The sequence below is a fragment of the Nocardia exalbida NBRC 100660 genome (genome assembly GCF_000308575.1).
Taxonomy (GTDB): domain Bacteria; phylum Actinomycetota; class Actinomycetes; order Mycobacteriales; family Mycobacteriaceae; genus Nocardia; species Nocardia exalbida.
Window position 1 is genome coordinate 85138 of sequence record NZ_BAFZ01000004.1, and the last position, 15466, is coordinate 100603.

Consider the following 15466-nt stretch of genomic DNA (forward strand, 5'->3'; position numbering starts at 1 on the left):
TCTGTTCACAAAACGGGAATACCGGTAATCTGCGCACGCTAAGCCTGATGATGGAAGGTGACCGGTGCGTAGACGTGCCTTGTTCAAGGCGGCGGGCACCGCCGCCCTGCTCGGTGCTGTGGGGACGATGGCGGGAACGAGTACTGCGTCCGCCGACCCGATGTGGGAGGCCTTGTTCCGCGCCTGGGTGCCGGAGATCTTCGCCCCGGTTCCCGATCCGGCGGAGCACTCGCCCGCGATCGTCATCGGCTCGGGCTTCGGCGCCGCCGTGACCGCGTTGCGCCTGGCCGAGGCCGGGATCGTCACCACCGTGCTGGAACGCGGTTCGCGCTGGCCGAACGATCCGTGGCGGGAGATCTTCACCGGCGACGACCTGCCCGACGGCCGCGGCTTCTGGCACCGCACCCAGTTCACCGGCGTCACCAAGGTGCCGATGCATTTCGCCAGTTTCGGCGGCGTGCTGGACTGCACCGAGTATCCGGGCATCGACGTCTGGCGCGCGGCGGCGGTCGGCGGCGGCTCGGTGATCTTCAGCGGGGCCATGATCGCCCCGCAGCGCCGCTTCTTCGACCACGTCTTCGGTGGCACCGTCGATTACGGCGAGATGGAGCGCGTCTACTACCCGCGCGTGCGGGACATGCTGCGGCTGAGCCCGATGCCCGCGGACATCTACAACTCCTCGCCGTTCACGCATTCCCGCGCCTGGGACGACCAGGTGCGCAAAGCCGGCTACCAGCCGCAGGCGAACGACTCGATCTTCAACTGGGACATCCTGCGCGCCGAACTCGCGGGCGGCGCGAAGCCTTCGGCCACGGCGGCCAGGAGCAACCTGGGCAACTCCAACGGCGCCAAGTTCGACCTGAACCAGAATTACTTGGCCTACGCGCAGGGCACCGGACGGTGCGGGGTCTTCCCCGGCCATCGGGTGGACGCCATCGCGCAGGAATCCGGCGGCCGCTACGCGGTCACCGTGACGAAGCTGTCGCCGACCGGTGAAGTGCTGTCCACCCGCACCCTCACCTGCGATCGGCTCTTCCTCGGCGCCGGATCGATCGGCACCTCCGAACTGCTGGTCCGCGCCCAGGCCACCGGTGCGCTGCCGAACCTGAACGAACACGTCGGCGACGGCTGGGGCACCAACGGTGATGTGGTGCTCGCCCGCGGCGCCAGCGCGCTCGCCGGTCATGGCCAAGGCGTGCCGAGCGCGAGCCGTATCTTCGACGAATCCGGCGTACCGCTGACCCTGGAGAGCTGGTACATCCCCGGCATCCCGTTCGAGACCGGCGCGCTGGCATCGCTCGGCATGGTGCTCGACCCGACCCGTACCCGTTTCGGCTACGACCGGGCCGCGAACCGGGTAGGCCTGAGCTGGTCGGCCCAGAACCGGGAGGACACCGTGGCGGCGGCCAGGGCGGTCGACCACCGGATCGCCGAACGATCGGACGCCCTCGTCGAGTACAGCGCACTCGGCTACGACGCGAACGCGCTGTTCACCGCGCATCCGCTCGGCGGAGCGGTGCTGGGGCGGGCAACCGACGGCTACGGCCGTGTGCACGGTCATCCCGGTCTCTACGTGATGGACGGCGCGGCGATACCGGGCAGCACGGGGACGGTCAATCCGTCGCTCACCATCGCCGCGCTGGCCGAACGCAATATCGAGGCGATCGTTCGCGCCGGTCGCTGAGCACGTAGGCCTCCGGGCGGTGCGCCCGGGAGTATCGCCAACCGTGCCGAGCATGCTTTCGGCGTACTAATGTCGGCGGCACCGTTCGGCGTCGAAGGGATTCGCAGTGTCCGCTCCCGCTTCCAGTTCGGGCATCGAGAGTTCCTCGGCCGATCGATACGGGCTGCGGGAATCGCCGCAGCCGCAGGACTATCCGCGCAAGCCGCCGATGCTGTGGACCGACTTCGTGATGCTCGCGCTGGCCGTCATCTCCGTGGCGCTGGTCGCTTGGATCACCTTCTTCCCGGTCTCCGGGCACACCTACCACGCGGTCGTGGTCGCCGACTGGTCGTTGTGCGCGGTGTTCGCGATCGAGTTCCTGTGGCGCTGGCGCCGCGCGGGCTGGCCGTGGACCTTCCCGCTCGTGTACTGGTACGAGGTCCTCGGCATGATCCCGGTGACCAGCCTGTTCTTCCGCGGCTTCCGGCTGTTGCGGATCGTGGTGATCGTCGTCCGGCTCGCCAGGGTGGCCGATCGCCTGTTCGGCGACCGGGTGACGGCCGCGGTGGTGAACCGGTTCGTGGCGACCATCGTCGACACCATCCGCCGTCCGATGACGATCGCGGTGATGGACGAGGTGGCGCAGGTGCTGCGCACCGGCCACTACACCCGCAACATCGCGGCCGCCCTCGAGGAGAACCGCGCCGAGCTGGACGAGATGATCCTCGAGCTGATCAAGAAGGACCCGCAGGCGGGCCGGGTGCGCTACATCCCGTTCCACGACGAGATCATCCGGCTGATCGCCGACACCACCTTCCGCATCGTGTTCCAGGTGCTGGAGGATCCGCGCACCGACGAACTCGTCGCGGACGTGCTGCGGGAGAACATCGATCAGATCCGCGACGCGGTCCGCGACGGTGTGCGGGTGCCGCCGTCCGCGTACGGGCCGACACCCGACGAGGACTGCGTGCGGCATCGCGTCACTCGGGCACCGCGTGCCTGATCGCGTCCCGCGGCTGCGCCAAACGCACGGTCTCCCAAGCGATCAGCGCGATCAGGACGACGCACAGCAGGGCCAGCGACGCCAGCGCGGGCAGGGCGCAGGCCAACGGGATGAGCGCCAGCAGCACCGCCACGGCGACCACGCGGGGCATCGTGACGGCGCCGGTGGCGAAGTGCTTGAACCCCACCAGGCCGATCAGATACAGCACGACGCCGCCGTAGAGCGCGTAGAGCGGGATGCCGTACAGCGCGTCCTTCAGCGTGTGGTGCGAGGAATCCCCGACGTAGTAGAGAACTTTCTTCAGCCCCAGTGACAGCGCGATGATCCCGACGATCATCGGGAAATGCCAGAAGGTGTAGGAACCCTGCGCGATCTTGATCTGCCGCCTGCCCTCGGCGTGGACGAACTCGTGCTCCACCGCCAGGGCGGCGACGTCGAAATAGGCCCACCACAGCAGACCGGAGATGGCCAGGCCCAGCAGCGAGCCGAGCGCGATCGGCCAGGAGATCGGCAGACCGGCCACCCCGATGCCGATAGAGACGATCGATTCACCGAGCGCGACGATGACGATCAGACCGTATCGCTCGACGAAATGCCTGGCCGAATTCAACCGCCAATCGGTGCCGGCGAAGAACGTCCACAGGTAGTCGCCCGCGATCGCGGCGATCCACAGCGCGATCTGCACCCTGCCGGTGGTCAGCGCGGCGACGACCAGCAGCGTGGTACCGAGGGTGATCGAACCGAGCGCCCAGCGCAGCAACTGGCCGCGCAATTGCGGATCATCGGCACTGGCCAGCCAGAACATCCCGAGGTGCACCAATCGCACCACCAGGTAGGCGACGGCGAAGACCAGCGGCCCGAACCACCCGCCGGGCTTGTCGTCGAACGCCTCCGGGATGGTGAGCGCGGCGAGGAACGCGCCGCCCATGGCCGCGAACATCGCCACCCGTGCGATGCCCTCGTCGGCGCGGACCACGTTGCCGAGCCAGGAGTAGGCGATCCACAGCCACCACATCACCGCGAGCACCAGCACCGCGCGCAGCGCGTTCTTCGCGCTGGTGTCATCCGCGATCAAGCCGGTGACCATGGTCAGCGCGAAGACGAGCACCAGGTCGAAGAACAGCTCGAGCTGCGTCACCGAGGCGTCTTCGGCCATCGGCTGGAACCGCACTCGTTTGGAACCGATCATGCCGCTCATCGTCGCACCCCGATCGGTTCGGCGCCGGTTCGCTGCCGCGCCCGCCCGCCGATTTCGCGCAGAGCACAGCGCGGCTACACGGGTTGATAGGTCTCTGTTTCGGGGAACCGCTCGGCGAAATCGATGAAACACTCCGCGACCACTTCATTGGCCTTGCGGAAAGTGCGTTTCAGCAGAAATCCGGGAACGGGGAGGGGCAGATAGAGCTCGACGTGGTACCAGACGTGCGTGCCGTCGACGCTGTCGGACACTTCGAAAAAGCCGCCGCCCCGGACGCCCCGGGTGCTGTCGGCGACAACCCAGGAGGACCGGTCGTCGGTCCAATCGTATTCGAGCACTTGCAGATCCGAGCTGCCGAGCAGTTCCGCCTTGAGAAAGACGCGCCGCGGCCTGCGCCGGGCGTCGCGGGTGGCGACCCGCACGTCGCTGTAGGAGGACGACCATTCCGGCAGCGATTCGACGGCTGTCAGGGCATCCATGACCTGTTCGGGATCGGTATCGACGAAGAATCGGATATCCGTTTTGGTGCGCATGGCATACCTCCGACCCCCTGTTGGACAAGTCGGCCGATTGTCTCCGCGATTTGTCCGGTTCGTCAACCTGACTGTGCGAGACCGCATCTCGGCTAACCGGATAACGCGCCGTTATCAGGTCGAGATCGGCGATCGGCTACCGCAGGAACAACTTCCGGACGGAAGGATAGGGTCGGCCGGAGGTTCGCGCGCCTACGATCGGATCCGAATCGGCGCCGGTCTGCGGCGCCGTCGGTCGGGCGGGAGGATGTCATGAAATACGCCGAACTGCTGGCGCAGGCGCGGGACGCGATCACGGTGCGCCGGGTCTACGGTGAGCCCTACGAATCCGAGGGGGCGATCGTCATTCCCGCCGCCTCGGTCGGGGGCGGCGGTGGCGGAGGCGGCGGTACCGGGAACGGTCCGGACGGGGAGGGCGCCGGGGAAGGCGTGGCGTTCGGAGTAGGCGCCAAGCCCGTCGGCGCCTATGTGCTCCGCGACGGGCGATTGACCTGGCATCCGGCCGTGGATGTCAACGCGATCATCGAGACGGCGGGCAAGGTGCTGATCGCGGGGGTGCTGGCCTTCGCGCTGACTCGCTACGCCAAACGCCGCGCCTGACCGGCGCGGCGAGCGGCGTCTCCCGTCGGGGAGCGCCGGACCGAGCGCGGGCGAGGCCGCCCGGCGCGATCCGGCGCGTCGTTCATTCCGATGTGGCGGGCTCGACGATCGCGTCGGGCCCTGGATACACCAGCGACTCGTGACCGTCGGAGAAGCGCACCACGTAGGGCGGCGTCCCCTCCGGCCCGCGGACCTCGATGATCTCGGCCAGGTGATCCACTTCTCCCACCACGTGTCCATGCACGCAGAGTCGATCTCCTACATGTGCGATCATCGCCCCATTATCGACCGCCAGTGGTGCGCGTCACAACCATTCGGGCGAAGGCGCCGGATCCGATTCAGTCGTCCGCGCTGATCACGCGCTCGACCGCGGCTTCGATCAATGCCCGGCTCTGCTCCTCGGTGAATACGTCGGGCAGCGTCATCCGGTCGACGATCAGCCAGTTCAGTGCGAGGTAGAGCAACAGCACCGACTTCTCGTCACCGGGCAGGCCCGCCGCGAGATGGTTGCGCACGTTGTAGTCGATGTCCTCGCGCACCCGCTCGGTCAGCACCGCGCGCAATTCCGGCCGCCGGGTCGCCTCCAGGCGCAATTCGAGCAGCGCGAGGTAGCCGGTGCGGAAAGCCTCGATGCGTCCGACCGTCTCCGTCATCAGCTCGACGATATTGGCGCGGGTCTTCGGACCGTCGGTCAGCTGGGTCATCGTGGCTTCGCTCGGCTGTAGCCGCTCGTAGAACCGTCGGCCCGCCTGAGTGAGCAGGTCGTCGCGGTTGGCGAAGTAGTTCGACGCCGTGCCCGCGGGTACCCCGGCCTCCTTGTCCACCGCGCGGAAGGTCAGTCCGCGCGCCCCATCACGCGCCAAGACCTCGATTGCGGCGTCGACCAGCGTCTGTCGTCGCTCCGGATTGGTCCGCACTTGACACCACTCCATTCGTAGTACTATCTTTCAACCACTACGAACAGAGTACTACAAGTGAGGTGCTGGTATGCGAAAGCTTGTCTACTACGTGGCTGTGTCGCTGGACGGCTACATCGCGGGCCCGGCGGGGGAGTTCGATTTCTATCCGTCCGACGCCGAAATGGGCGCGTGGCTCAACGGCCGGTATCCGGAATTCGTGCCGAGTCACTTGCGTCCGCTCGTGGGGATGGCAGTGGACGAACCGAACAAGCGGTGCGACACCGCGGTGATGGGCCGCCGCAGCTACGAACCGGCCCTGTCCGAAAAGGTGACCAGCCCGTATGCGCACCTGAAGCAGTACGTGGTGTCCAGCACGCTCGGGCGCATCGACGATCCGGCCGTCGAGCTGGTCGAACGCGACCCCCTCGGCCTGGTGCGGGAGCTGAAGCAAGCCGAAGGCGGGGACATCTGGCTGGTCGGCGGTGGCGAACTCGCCGCCCAAGTGCTGAGCGAGATCGACGAGATGATCATCAAGAGCTATCCGGTGGTCGCGGGCAGCGGGATATCCGCGTTCTCCGGCGTGTTCGGTCCCACTTTGTTCGCCCCGGTACAGCGCAAGGAGTTCGGCAACGGCGCTCAGGTCACCTGGTTCACGCGGGCCTGAGCCGGCGCCCGACCTCCATCCGAAAGGTATTTCATGCGAAAACTCGTCTATTTCGTCGGTCTTTCCCTCGACGGCTATATCGCGGGGCCGAATGGTGAGATCGACTTCATTCCGGTGGGCGATGACATGTGGGACTGGCTGCGCGCGGAGTATCCCGAGACGCTACCCACTCACGTGCGGCCACACATCGGCCTCGCCGTGGACGCGCCCAATCAGAAATTCGACACTCTCGTCATGGGTCGCGGCACCTACGACCCGGCCCTGGCCATCGGCGTGACCAGCCCGTACGCCCACATGAAGCAGTACGTGGTGTCCAGCACGCTCGGCCGTATCGATGACCCGGCGGTCGAACTGGTCGAGCGCGACCCGGTGGGGCTGGTCCGTGAACTGAAGCGGCAGGACGGTAAGGACATCTGGCTGGCGGGTGGCGGCTTGCTCGCCGCCGCGCTGCTGGAGGAGATCGATGAATTGGTGATCAAGAGCTATCCGGTCGTCGCGGGCACCGGGGTACCCGCCTTCGCGGGCGACTTCCGTCCGACGCTGTTCCGGCCGACCGAGCGCAAGGCCATCGGCGACGGCGTCCAGGTCAGCTGGTTCACCCGAACCTGACCCGGCGAATCCGGCCGCCCGCACCGGCCGGGTGCGGTGGTCGGTTCGGCAGCGATCTTTCCGTTATCGCTCCGCCCGGAGAAATCCGGGTCAGGTCGCGTCGGTGAGGAACGACAGTCGCACCTGCCGGTCCGGGTTGTCGACATTGAGATCGACCAGCGCGATCGACTGCCAGGTGCCGAGGGCGAGCTTCCCGCCGAGCACCGGCACGGTCGCGTACGGCGCGATCAGGGCGGGCATGACGTGGGAGCGTCCATGTCCGCGCGAACCGTGCGCGTGCCGCCACCGGTCGTCGGCGGGCAGCAGATCACGCAGCGCGGCCAGCAGATCGTCGTCGCTGCGCGCGCCGAGTTCCATGACCGCGATCCCCGCGGTGGCGTGCGGCACGAAGACGTGCAGCAGCCCGTCGCCGCCCGCTTCGCGCGCGAAAGTCGCGCACTGTGGCGTGATGTCCTGTACCACTTCCTTGTGGCCTGTTCGCACCTCGAGCAGTGTGCTCTTCATGTGCACATCGTCCCTCATCCGCCGCGGGCCGCGCGGCGCGACCGGGATGGGATGCGGCTGTGGGCTTTTCCACAAGCCGGGTAGGTAGCGGCAAAACCGCTGGCCCCGGCCGGTACCCTGAATGACTGTTACCAGTTTGTTGTCGATCTTGGAGGACCCTGTCGTGGCTCTCGTGGTTCAGAAGTACGGAGGATCCTCGGTGGCGACCGCCGAGCGTATCCGGCGCGTCGCTGAACGGATCGTGGAGACCAAGAAGCAGGGCCACGATGTGGTGGTCGTCTGCTCCGCCATGGGTGACACCACCGACGAGCTGCTGGATCTCGCGCAGCAGGTGGCGCCGTCGCCGCCCGCCCGCGAGATGGACATGCTGCTCACTTCCGGTGAGCGCATCTCCAACGCGCTGGTCGCCATGGCCATCCACTCCCTCGGTGCCGAGGCCCGCTCGTTCACCGGTTCGCAGGCGGGTGTGATCACCACCGGCGCGCACGGCAACGCGAAGATCATCGATGTGACCCCCGGTCGGGTCCGCGCCGCACTGGACGAGGGCCTCGTCGTCCTGGTCGCGGGCTTCCAGGGCGTGAGCCAGGACAGCAGGGACGTCACCACGCTGGGTCGCGGCGGCTCCGACACCACGGCCGTCGCGCTGGCGGCCGCGCTGCAGGCGGACGTGTGCGAGATCTACACCGACGTGGACGGCGTCTTCACCGCCGATCCGCGGATCGTGCCCGACGCGCAGCGGCTCGAGCAGGTCTCCTACGAGGAGATGCTGGAACTGGCGGCCTGCGGGGCCAAGGTGCTGATGCTGCGCTGCGTCGAATACGCCCGCCGCTACAACGTGCCCGTGCATGTGCGCTCGTCCTACACCGACAAGCAGGGCACCTACGTTTACGGATCGATGGAGGACATCCCCTTGGAGCAAGCAATCCTCACCGGCGTCGCGCACGACCGCAGCGAGGCCAAGGTGACCGTGGTCGGGCTGCCGGACGAACCGGGCTACGCCGCCAAGGTGTTCCGCGCCGTCGCCGACTCGGAGATCAACATCGACATGGTCCTGCAGAACATCTCGAAGATCGAGACCGGCAAGACCGACATCACGTTCACGCTGCCGAAGTCCGAGGGCGCCCGCGCGGTCGAGATGCTGACCAAGCGCCAGGCCGAGATCGGCTTCTCCCAGGTGCTCTACGACGATCACATCGGCAAGGTGTCGCTGGTCGGCGCGGGCATGAAGAGCCACCCGGGCGTCACCGCCACCTTCTGCGAGGCGCTGGCCGAGGCGGGTGTGAACATCGACCTGATCTCCACCTCGGAGATCCGGATCTCCGTGCTGGTCAAGGACACCGAACTGGACGAGGCCGTGCAGGTGCTGCACAAGGCCTTCGATCTGGGCGGCGACGAGGTCGCGGTGGTTCACGCGGGAACGGGGCGATAGGTCATGGGAGTTCGCGTAGGAGTCGTCGGCGCGACCGGTCAGGTCGGCGCCGTCATGCGGAAACTGCTGGACGAGCGCGACTTCCCGGCCGACGAGCTGCGGTTCTTCGCCTCCGCCCGTTCGGCGGGCAAGACGCTGCCCTGGCGCGGCCGCGAGATCGTCGTCGAGGACACCGAGACCGCAGATCCGTCCGGTTTGGACATCGCGCTGTTCTCGGCGGGCGCCACCATGTCCCGCGTGCAGGCGCCGCGTTTCGCCGCGGCGGGCGTCACGGTGATCGACAATTCCTCGGCGTGGCGCAAGGACCCCGAGGTTCCGCTGGTGGTCAGCGAGGTCAACCCGGAGCAGACGCGCAACCTGGTCAAGGGCATCATCGCCAACCCGAACTGCACCACGATGGCGGCCATGCCGGTGCTCAAGCCGCTGCACGACATCGCCGGTCTGCGCCGCCTGATCGTGTCCAGCTACCAGGCCGTCTCCGGCAGCGGCCTGGCCGGTGTCGAAGAGCTGGCGAGCCAGGCCCGCGCGGTGATCGGCGACGCCGAGAAGCTGACCCACGACGGCCGCGCCGTGGACTTCCCCGCCCCGAACAAGTACGTCGCCCCGATCGCGTTCAACGTGCTTCCGCTGGCGGGTTCGCTGGTCGACGACGGCTCCGGCGAGACGGACGAGGATCAGAAGCTGCGCAACGAGAGCCGCAAGATCCTCGGCATCCCGGATCTGGCCGTGAGCGGCACCTGCGTGCGCGTGCCGGTCTTCACCGGCCACTCGCTCTCGGTGAACGCCGAATTCGCCGAGCCGCTCTCGGTCGAGCACGCCAAGGAGATCCTGGCCAAGGCGCCCGGCGTGAAGCTGGTCGACGTGCCGACACCGCTCGCCGCGGCGGGCATCGATGAGTCCCTCGTCGGCCGCATCCGCCAGGACCAGGGCGTGCCGGACGGTCGCGGGCTCGCGCTGTTCATCTCCGGTGACAACCTGCGTAAAGGCGCTGCCCTCAACACCATTCAGATCGCCGAGGTGCTGATCGGCGACCGCTGAGACGGATCGATCGAACGGGCCGCGGACTTTCCGTGGCCCGTTCGTCGTTTCCGGAACCGATCAGCGGGCGCGCAGTCCGTCGAAGACGACGGCGAAGGTGCGGTCGCGCTGCGCGGGAGTGGCCGTGCTGCCGTGGGTGGCGAGGAACGCGCCCTTGACCAGGCGCATCAGGTCATCGACATCGATGTCGGTGCGTACGCCGCCCGCCTCTTGGGCGCGGGTGAGCAGCGTGCCGATCACCGTGTTCAGTTCGTGCACCGGCCGCAGATACGCCGGGGCATCCGCGCCGCCCACCGCATCGGCGAGATCGCGTTTGACGCTGCCCTCCGCCACGAGCCGGGCGAGGAAGTCGAAGAACGCGGGCACCGGGTCGGCGGCGTCGGCCAGTTCCCGGGCCGAGGCGATGATCCGGTCGACTCGATCCACGATCGCCGCCTCGAACAGCGCCTCCTTGGTCGGAAAGTGCCGGTAGACGGTGCCCGCGCCGACACCGGCTCGCCGCGCGATCTCGTCCAGCGGCACCGCGAGCCCCTCCGCCGCGAACGCTTCTTGCGCGGCCGCCAGCACCCGCTCGCGGTTGCGGCGGGCGTCGGCGCGCAGCGGTCGGCCCTCGGGCTCGGTCATGAGGGACGAGTTTACTGTTGACAAACGGGGCGCTCGTTCCGAATGATAAGCGGGTCGTTCGTTCCGCTTATTCGGAGGTGTGTGATGACTCTCGACTGGCCCGTCGAAAGCCCGCGTGAGGTGGTCGAGCGGCTGTTCGGCGAGCTACGCTCCCGCGACGCGGAGGCGTTCGTCGCGCGGTTCGCGCCCGACGCCATCTTCGAGATCCCGTTCATCGTCCCGGGGCTCCCGGCCCGCTTGGAGGGCCGCGAAGCGATTCGCGAGCACTTGGCGCAGCGCTGGTCGGGACTTTCCGGAATCGAAGTGCACGCCATCCATCCCCAGGTCTACGAGACCACCGACCCCGAGGTGCTGCTCGTGGAGAACGAGGTCGACATGACCGTCCCGGGAACCGGCCGCGCCCGAGTTCGCACGTCCGTCAACGTCGTCCATATCCGCGACGGCGAGGTCGTGCTCTTCCGCGACTACATGGACACCGCCCGCTTCGCCCGCTCCGCGAAACGGTGAATGACGCGTTCGCGCCGAACGTCGCTCTTGCGGGTCCCTGAAACTGCCGGATGAGTACGACTGACCTCGGTCTGCCCGCCGAAAAGGCCTCGCTCGGCGCGCGGCGCGGCTGTTAGCCTGCGCCGATGGCGAATCCTCATCCTCATGTGTATCTCGGCGACCGGATCGTGGCGGCCGATGCGGCCACGGTGGGCGTCGCATCGTCGGCGGTGTTGTACGGACTCAGCGTCTACACCGTTTTCCCGGTGCATGTGGATGGAGCAGCGCGTACGGCATTCCGCCTGGACGACCATTTCCGCCGGCTCGAGGAGTCCTGCAAGATCATCGGAATCGATCGGTTCGCGGCGGAGTGGGATTTCGAGCGGTTCCGTGCGACCGTCGTCGAACTGATCGCGGTGAACGCTCCGCGCGAGGACGTTTTCGTCCGGGCGACGGTGCACGTGGTCGAGTCCATTCCGGGCACCCGGGTACGGGGCTGCGCGATCCAGGTCAGCATGTTCGTCTACGACGCGGTGCCCATCGTCCCGCAGGACGGCATGCGCCTGAAGTCGAGTCCGTGGCGGCGCATTCCGGACAACGCGATTCCGTCCCGCGCGAAAGTCAACGGGGCGTATGTGAATTCCGTGCTGGCCAAGCAGGACGCGATCGACAGCGGCTACGACGACTGCGTCTTCCTCGATGGCAACGGGCACGTCTGCGAACTCAGCGCGGCCAATATCTTCCTGGTCCGCAACGGCACACTGATCACCCCCGATGTCTCCTGCGACATCCTCGACGGCATCAACCGCAGGACCGTACTCACCTTGGCGGCCGAGGACGGCATTCCGGTGGTCGAACGCACCGTCGATCTCACCGAGTTGTACATCGCCGACGAGGTTTTCGTGACCGGAACGTCGGCGGGCGCGGCGCCGGTCGTCGAGGTGGACGGCCGCGTCGTGGCGAACGGCGCGCCCGGCCCGATCTCCCAGGGGCTGCGCAAACGCCACCACGCGGCACTGCGTACCGACAGCGTGCACGGCTGGGTCACGGATTTGTCCGCGGCCCGGTAATCCACCGCGCCGTCAGCGGATGCCCGGGGTGCGCGGGTCGGGTCCGAGACAGACCAGGATGGCGCACCCCGGCGGGGTGTCCGTGAACGGCGGGTCCAGCGGGTGATTCAGGCAAGCGAAGACATTGCAGCCCGGATAGGCGGCGGGACCGAGCCCGAACACCGCGACCAGGATGTCCGTGTCGACGAAGCGGCGGGGGTCCAGCCGCAGCGGCGGCTCCACATACGGCCCCGGGTCGGGCACCGGCCGCTCGTCGAACGCGTCGAACACCTTGCGGAAGAACTCGTAGGGCAGTTCCTGGGTGTTCTGTACGACGCCCGACACGCCCTGGCCGCTGACGTTGCCGAAGACGCCGGTCCACACCACCGTGAGATCGAGGCTCGGAATGACGAAGACGTTCTGCAACCCGAGCCCGGCCATCGCGTACACGTCGCCGGGCAGGAAGTCGGCGATCTCGGCGCAACCGCTGCCGAGCCAGAACAGGTAGCCGTAGCACGCGTTCGTGGGTGACGGCGTGCGTGCCTTGGCCAAGTAGTCGGTGGAGACGATCCGCTGCGCGCCCCAGCGCCCGTCGTTGCCGACCAGCAGGCCGAGTTTCGCGAAGTCGTTCGGCGGGATCATCAGGTGCGCGTAACCGTAGGTGTGCCCGGAGCGGTCGCGCGCCCAGTAGTAATCGCTGCGGAGAATGCCGAGCGGATCGAACAATTCGCGCTGCGCGAACCGTTGCAGAGGCTCGCCGACGGCCAGCTCCAGCACGTAGGCCAGCAGGTCGACATTGCGCTGGCTGTAGGTGAAGACGGTGCCCGGCGGATTGTCCAGCGGCACGCCGAGCGCCTGCACCGCGCTGTCCGGGTCGACCGGGATCACACCGGTGACGCCCTCGGTCAGCACGCCGACCCGCATGCCCGAGGTCTCGGTGAGCAGGTTCTCGACGGTGATCGACCGGTGCGCCGCATCGCCGAGCCCGGCGGGCAGATAGCGGTCGATCGGTGCTCGGAGATCGAGTTTCCCTTGGTCCCAGGCGATTCCGGCGAGCAAGGAGACGACGCTCTTCGTCGCACTCCAGATGTTCCAGGCCACGTCGCCGGTCTGGTCGTTCGTCGGTCCCTCGCCGATGAGGCAGTTGTGCCGGAACACCTGCACGTTGAACCGGTTTCGGCCGGACGCGAAGGTCAGTGCGTCCCGAAGTTTCACGGAATCCAGACCGACCTGTTCCGGCGCCGCCCGCTCCAGATCGCGTCCCGAGCTGACCGCGCATCGCACCTGCTCGCCGGGCGCGGCCACCGCGCCTGCGGCGAACACATTGCCCGCCACCAGCGAAACTGCCGCGATTCCCGCCAGGAATCCACCGAAACGCCCCATACGCAAGAGGCTAGCGCCCTTTCGCCTGATCACACCGGCAACAGGCGGGGAACTGGACGTCTGATCTCCGCGGGGGCCGGACTCGGGCGCCTCGTCGTTGAAACTCGATCGGCGGACACCCTTATCGCAGACCCGCCGCGCGAACGGGCGAGCGTGCCGAGCGATCGGGGACCGCGCGGCAGTCGGAATCGGCGGGCGCCGGGCGCAGGCATCGAGGAGAGCGGGGAAGTGTCACCCCGATGCCGTAGGTCGATGCGTGGATGACTTTGGTGCCGGGCCTGGGGCCCTGCCGCGAGCGGCGGGCGTCATCGGCGGGAGTGCCTGGCCAGGCCATATAACGCGCTGCCGAGTGCCAGCGCGCCGAGCCCGGCGAGCACGGAGCCGAGGGGCAGGGAGAACCCGACGACGACGCAGCCCACCGCGCCGACCACGGGGACCCACCGGGGCGGGCGGTTCTCCTCGGTGGTCAGGGTGGCGGCGGAGATGTTGGCGATCGAGTAGTAGAAGAGCACGGTGAACGAGGAGAATCCGATGGCCGCGCGCAGATCGAACAGCGCGGCCACCACGGCGACCGTCGCGCCGACCACCAGTTCCGCGCGGTGCGGCACCCCGAACCGCGGATGCACGGCGGCGAGCGCGCCCGGCAGATAACGGTCCCGCGCCATGGCGAGCACCGTGCGTGACACGCCGAGGATCAACGCGAGCAGCGATCCGGTCGCCGCGAGTACCGCGCCGATCCGCACCACCGGAGCGGCCGCCGGGACGCCTGCCGCAGCGACCACTCGCGCCAGTGGATCGGTGGCCTGGGCCAGTCCGGCGGAGCCGAGCACGCTCAGCGCCGCGACCGCCACCAGCGCGTAGACCACGAGAGCGAGTCCGAGCGCGATCATGACGGCACGGGGAATGGTACGTCGCGGTTCGCGTACCTCCTCGCCGAGCGTGGCGATGCGGGCGTACCCCGCGAACGCGAAGAACAGCAACCCCGCCGCCGTGAGCACCTCGCGCGGGCCGATCCGGTCGGGCAAGGCCGTTGCCCCCGAGTGCGTTCCCGCCAGCCCGATCACGATGACGACGGCCAGCACCGCGAGCACCACCGCGACGAGCACCCGGGTCACGAACGCCGACTTCTGCACCCCGGTGTAGTTGACGGCGGTGATCGCCACCACCGTCCCCACCGCTACGGCGTGCGCCTGCTCGGGCCAGGCGTAGCTACCGACGGTCAGCGCCATCGCCGCACACGAGGCGGACTTGCCCGCGACGAATCCCCACCCCGCGAGATATCCCCAGAACGGCCCGAGCCGCTCCCGCCCGTAGACATACGTTCCACCGGACACGGGATACCGCGCCGCCAGCCGTGCCGACGACATCGCATTGCAGTACGCCAGCACCGCCGCCACCGCGAGCGCCACCGGCAACCAATTCCCTGCCGAAGCCGCCGCGGGCGCCAGCGCCGCGAATATCCCCGCCCCCACCATCGCCCCCAACCCGATGACCACCGAATCGGTGAGCCCGAGCCTGCGGTGCAAGGTCCCGTTCTGCGACGCCATGGAGTGCATCCTTTCGCATCGCCCCTGCCGCCGCAGAGCGAGTACGACTCGGCGAAGAACTCCGTCGAGGGCACATGGCTGCGGCGAAACGCGAGAAGCCCTCACGCTCAGGTGCCACTCGACCGATGTGGTCGGAAATGACAACGCCGCCGGATTCGCGAGGAATCCGGCGGCGTTGCGAGCTCGGACACCATATCGGTGTCACAACCGTCGACGCCCCACAAGCGCCTCTCGGCG

Annotated in this window: 17 protein-coding genes; 9 read left to right on the forward strand and 8 right to left on the reverse strand. The window is 68.0% G+C overall.

The genetic code is table 11. The features are described from left to right. Positions 1-64: 64 nt before the first annotated feature. Positions 65-1684, forward strand: a complete 1620-nt coding sequence (locus ON29_RS02265; protein ID WP_040864429.1) for a GMC oxidoreductase — start codon at positions 65-67, stop codon at positions 1682-1684. Between the two features lie 106 nt (positions 1685-1790). Then, entirely contained in the window at positions 1791-2666 is an 876-nt protein-coding gene (locus tag ON29_RS02270) for an ion transporter (RefSeq protein ID WP_245548799.1), read from the forward strand. Here ON29_RS02270 and ON29_RS02275 read toward each other — a convergent pair. Both ON29_RS02275 and ON29_RS02280 read right to left on the reverse strand, forming a co-directional pair. Beyond that, positions 2644-3855 (reverse strand): low temperature requirement protein A, encoded by a 1212-nt coding sequence (locus ON29_RS02275; RefSeq protein ID WP_040864485.1) that lies wholly within the window; start codon positions 3853-3855, stop codon positions 2644-2646. The two genes, ON29_RS02270 and ON29_RS02275, sit on opposite strands and share 23 nt — an antisense overlap. Positions 3856-3938: 83 nt before the next feature. Beyond that, the gene (locus ON29_RS02280) at positions 3939-4397 is read right to left on the reverse strand and encodes an SRPBCC family protein (protein ID WP_040864430.1); all 459 of its coding nucleotides are present in this window, start codon (positions 4395-4397) and stop codon (positions 3939-3941) included. Between the two features lie 252 nt (positions 4398-4649). On the opposite strand from ON29_RS02280, the gene ON29_RS35545 reads away from it, so the two are divergent. Then, complete coding sequence (locus ON29_RS35545; protein WP_040864431.1) at positions 4650-4997, forward strand: sporulation protein; 348 nt, start codon at positions 4650-4652, stop codon at positions 4995-4997. Positions 4998-5079: 82 nt separating this feature from the next. Here the strand turns inward: ON29_RS35545 and ON29_RS02290 are convergent, their stop codons facing one another. Together ON29_RS02290 and ON29_RS02295 are read right to left on the reverse strand one after the other, a co-directional pair. Then, positions 5080-5271, reverse strand: coding sequence for a DUF1918 domain-containing protein (locus tag ON29_RS02290; protein WP_040864432.1), 192 nt, complete (start codon positions 5269-5271; stop codon positions 5080-5082). A 64-nt stretch (positions 5272-5335) separates the two neighbouring features. Further along, positions 5336-5929 carry a TetR/AcrR family transcriptional regulator gene (locus ON29_RS02295; protein ID WP_040864433.1) on the reverse strand — a complete coding sequence of 198 codons (594 nt, stop codon included), beginning with the start codon at positions 5927-5929 and terminating at the stop codon, positions 5336-5338. 55 nt (positions 5930-5984) lie between these two features. On the opposite strand from ON29_RS02295, the gene ON29_RS02300 reads away from it, so the two are divergent. Together ON29_RS02300 and ON29_RS02305 are read left to right on the forward strand one after the other, a co-directional pair. Continuing rightward, complete coding sequence (locus ON29_RS02300) at positions 5985-6560, forward strand: dihydrofolate reductase family protein (RefSeq protein WP_040864434.1); 576 nt, start codon at positions 5985-5987, stop codon at positions 6558-6560. Positions 6561-6593: 33 nt separating this feature from the next. Beyond that, complete coding sequence (locus ON29_RS02305) at positions 6594-7169, forward strand: dihydrofolate reductase family protein (RefSeq protein WP_040864435.1); 576 nt, start codon at positions 6594-6596, stop codon at positions 7167-7169. A gap of 90 nt (positions 7170-7259) precedes the next feature. On the opposite strand, the gene ON29_RS02310 is transcribed toward ON29_RS02305, so the two are convergent. Beyond that, on the reverse strand, positions 7260-7673 hold the full coding sequence (locus tag ON29_RS02310) for a YjbQ family protein (protein WP_040864486.1): 414 nt from the start codon (positions 7671-7673) through the stop codon (positions 7260-7262). Positions 7674-7836: 163 nt separating this feature from the next. Here ON29_RS02310 and ON29_RS02315 point away from each other — a divergent pair, with 163 nt between their 5' ends. After that, positions 7837-9102: an aspartate kinase gene (locus tag ON29_RS02315; protein WP_040864436.1), complete on the forward strand. Its 1266-nt coding sequence runs from the start codon at positions 7837-7839 to the stop codon at positions 9100-9102. A gap of 3 nt (positions 9103-9105) precedes the next feature. After that, entirely contained in the window at positions 9106-10140 is a 1035-nt protein-coding gene (locus ON29_RS02320; protein ID WP_040864437.1) for an aspartate-semialdehyde dehydrogenase, read from the forward strand. Positions 10141-10200: 60 nt separating this feature from the next. Here ON29_RS02320 and ON29_RS37430 read toward each other — a convergent pair whose 3' ends face one another. Next, the gene (locus ON29_RS37430) at positions 10201-10764 is read right to left on the reverse strand and encodes a TetR/AcrR family transcriptional regulator (protein ID WP_040864438.1); all 564 of its coding nucleotides are present in this window, start codon (positions 10762-10764) and stop codon (positions 10201-10203) included. An 84-nt stretch (positions 10765-10848) separates the two neighbouring features. On the opposite strand from ON29_RS37430, the gene ON29_RS02330 reads away from it, so the two are divergent. Both ON29_RS02330 and ON29_RS02335 read left to right on the forward strand, forming a co-directional pair. After that, positions 10849-11271: a nuclear transport factor 2 family protein gene (locus ON29_RS02330; protein ID WP_040864439.1), complete on the forward strand. Its 423-nt coding sequence runs from the start codon at positions 10849-10851 to the stop codon at positions 11269-11271. A gap of 125 nt (positions 11272-11396) precedes the next feature. After that, positions 11397-12320, forward strand: a complete 924-nt coding sequence (locus ON29_RS02335; protein ID WP_040864440.1) for an aminotransferase class IV — start codon at positions 11397-11399, stop codon at positions 12318-12320. Between the two features lie 12 nt (positions 12321-12332). Here ON29_RS02335 and ON29_RS02340 read toward each other — a convergent pair whose 3' ends face one another. Both ON29_RS02340 and ON29_RS02345 read right to left on the reverse strand, forming a co-directional pair. Then, positions 12333-13682, reverse strand: a complete 1350-nt coding sequence (locus ON29_RS02340; RefSeq protein WP_040864441.1) for a serine hydrolase domain-containing protein — start codon at positions 13680-13682, stop codon at positions 12333-12335. A gap of 305 nt (positions 13683-13987) precedes the next feature. Continuing rightward, entirely contained in the window at positions 13988-15229 is a 1242-nt protein-coding gene (locus ON29_RS02345) for an APC family permease (protein ID WP_040864487.1), read from the reverse strand. Between the last annotated feature and the right edge of the window lie 237 nt (positions 15230-15466).

Coding starts and splice junctions, on each gene's coding strand:
- ON29_RS02275 (WP_040864485.1), bottom strand. CDS start 3,855: ATGATCGGTTCCAAACGAGTGCGGTTCCAGCCGATGGCCGAAGACGCC.
- ON29_RS02280 (WP_040864430.1), bottom strand. CDS start 4,397: ATGCGCACCAAAACGGATATCCGATTCTTCGTCGATACCGATCCCGAA.
- ON29_RS35545 (WP_040864431.1), top strand. CDS start 4,650: ATGAAATACGCCGAACTGCTGGCGCAGGCGCGGGACGCGATCACGGTG.
- ON29_RS02290 (WP_040864432.1), bottom strand. CDS start 5,271: ATGATCGCACATGTAGGAGATCGACTCTGCGTGCATGGACACGTGGTG.
- ON29_RS02295 (WP_040864433.1), bottom strand. CDS start 5,929: ATGGAGTGGTGTCAAGTGCGGACCAATCCGGAGCGACGACAGACGCTG.
- ON29_RS02300 (WP_040864434.1), top strand. CDS start 5,985: ATGCGAAAGCTTGTCTACTACGTGGCTGTGTCGCTGGACGGCTACATC.
- ON29_RS02305 (WP_040864435.1), top strand. CDS start 6,594: ATGCGAAAACTCGTCTATTTCGTCGGTCTTTCCCTCGACGGCTATATC.
- ON29_RS02310 (WP_040864486.1), bottom strand. CDS start 7,673: ATGAAGAGCACACTGCTCGAGGTGCGAACAGGCCACAAGGAAGTGGTA.
- ON29_RS02320 (WP_040864437.1), top strand. CDS start 9,106: ATGGGAGTTCGCGTAGGAGTCGTCGGCGCGACCGGTCAGGTCGGCGCC.
- ON29_RS37430 (WP_040864438.1), bottom strand. CDS start 10,764: ATGACCGAGCCCGAGGGCCGACCGCTGCGCGCCGACGCCCGCCGCAAC.
- ON29_RS02330 (WP_040864439.1), top strand. CDS start 10,849: ATGACTCTCGACTGGCCCGTCGAAAGCCCGCGTGAGGTGGTCGAGCGG.
- ON29_RS02335 (WP_040864440.1), top strand. CDS start 11,397: ATGGCGAATCCTCATCCTCATGTGTATCTCGGCGACCGGATCGTGGCG.
- ON29_RS02340 (WP_040864441.1), bottom strand. CDS start 13,682: ATGGGGCGTTTCGGTGGATTCCTGGCGGGAATCGCGGCAGTTTCGCTG.
- ON29_RS02345 (WP_040864487.1), bottom strand. CDS start 15,229: ATGGCGTCGCAGAACGGGACCTTGCACCGCAGGCTCGGGCTCACCGAT.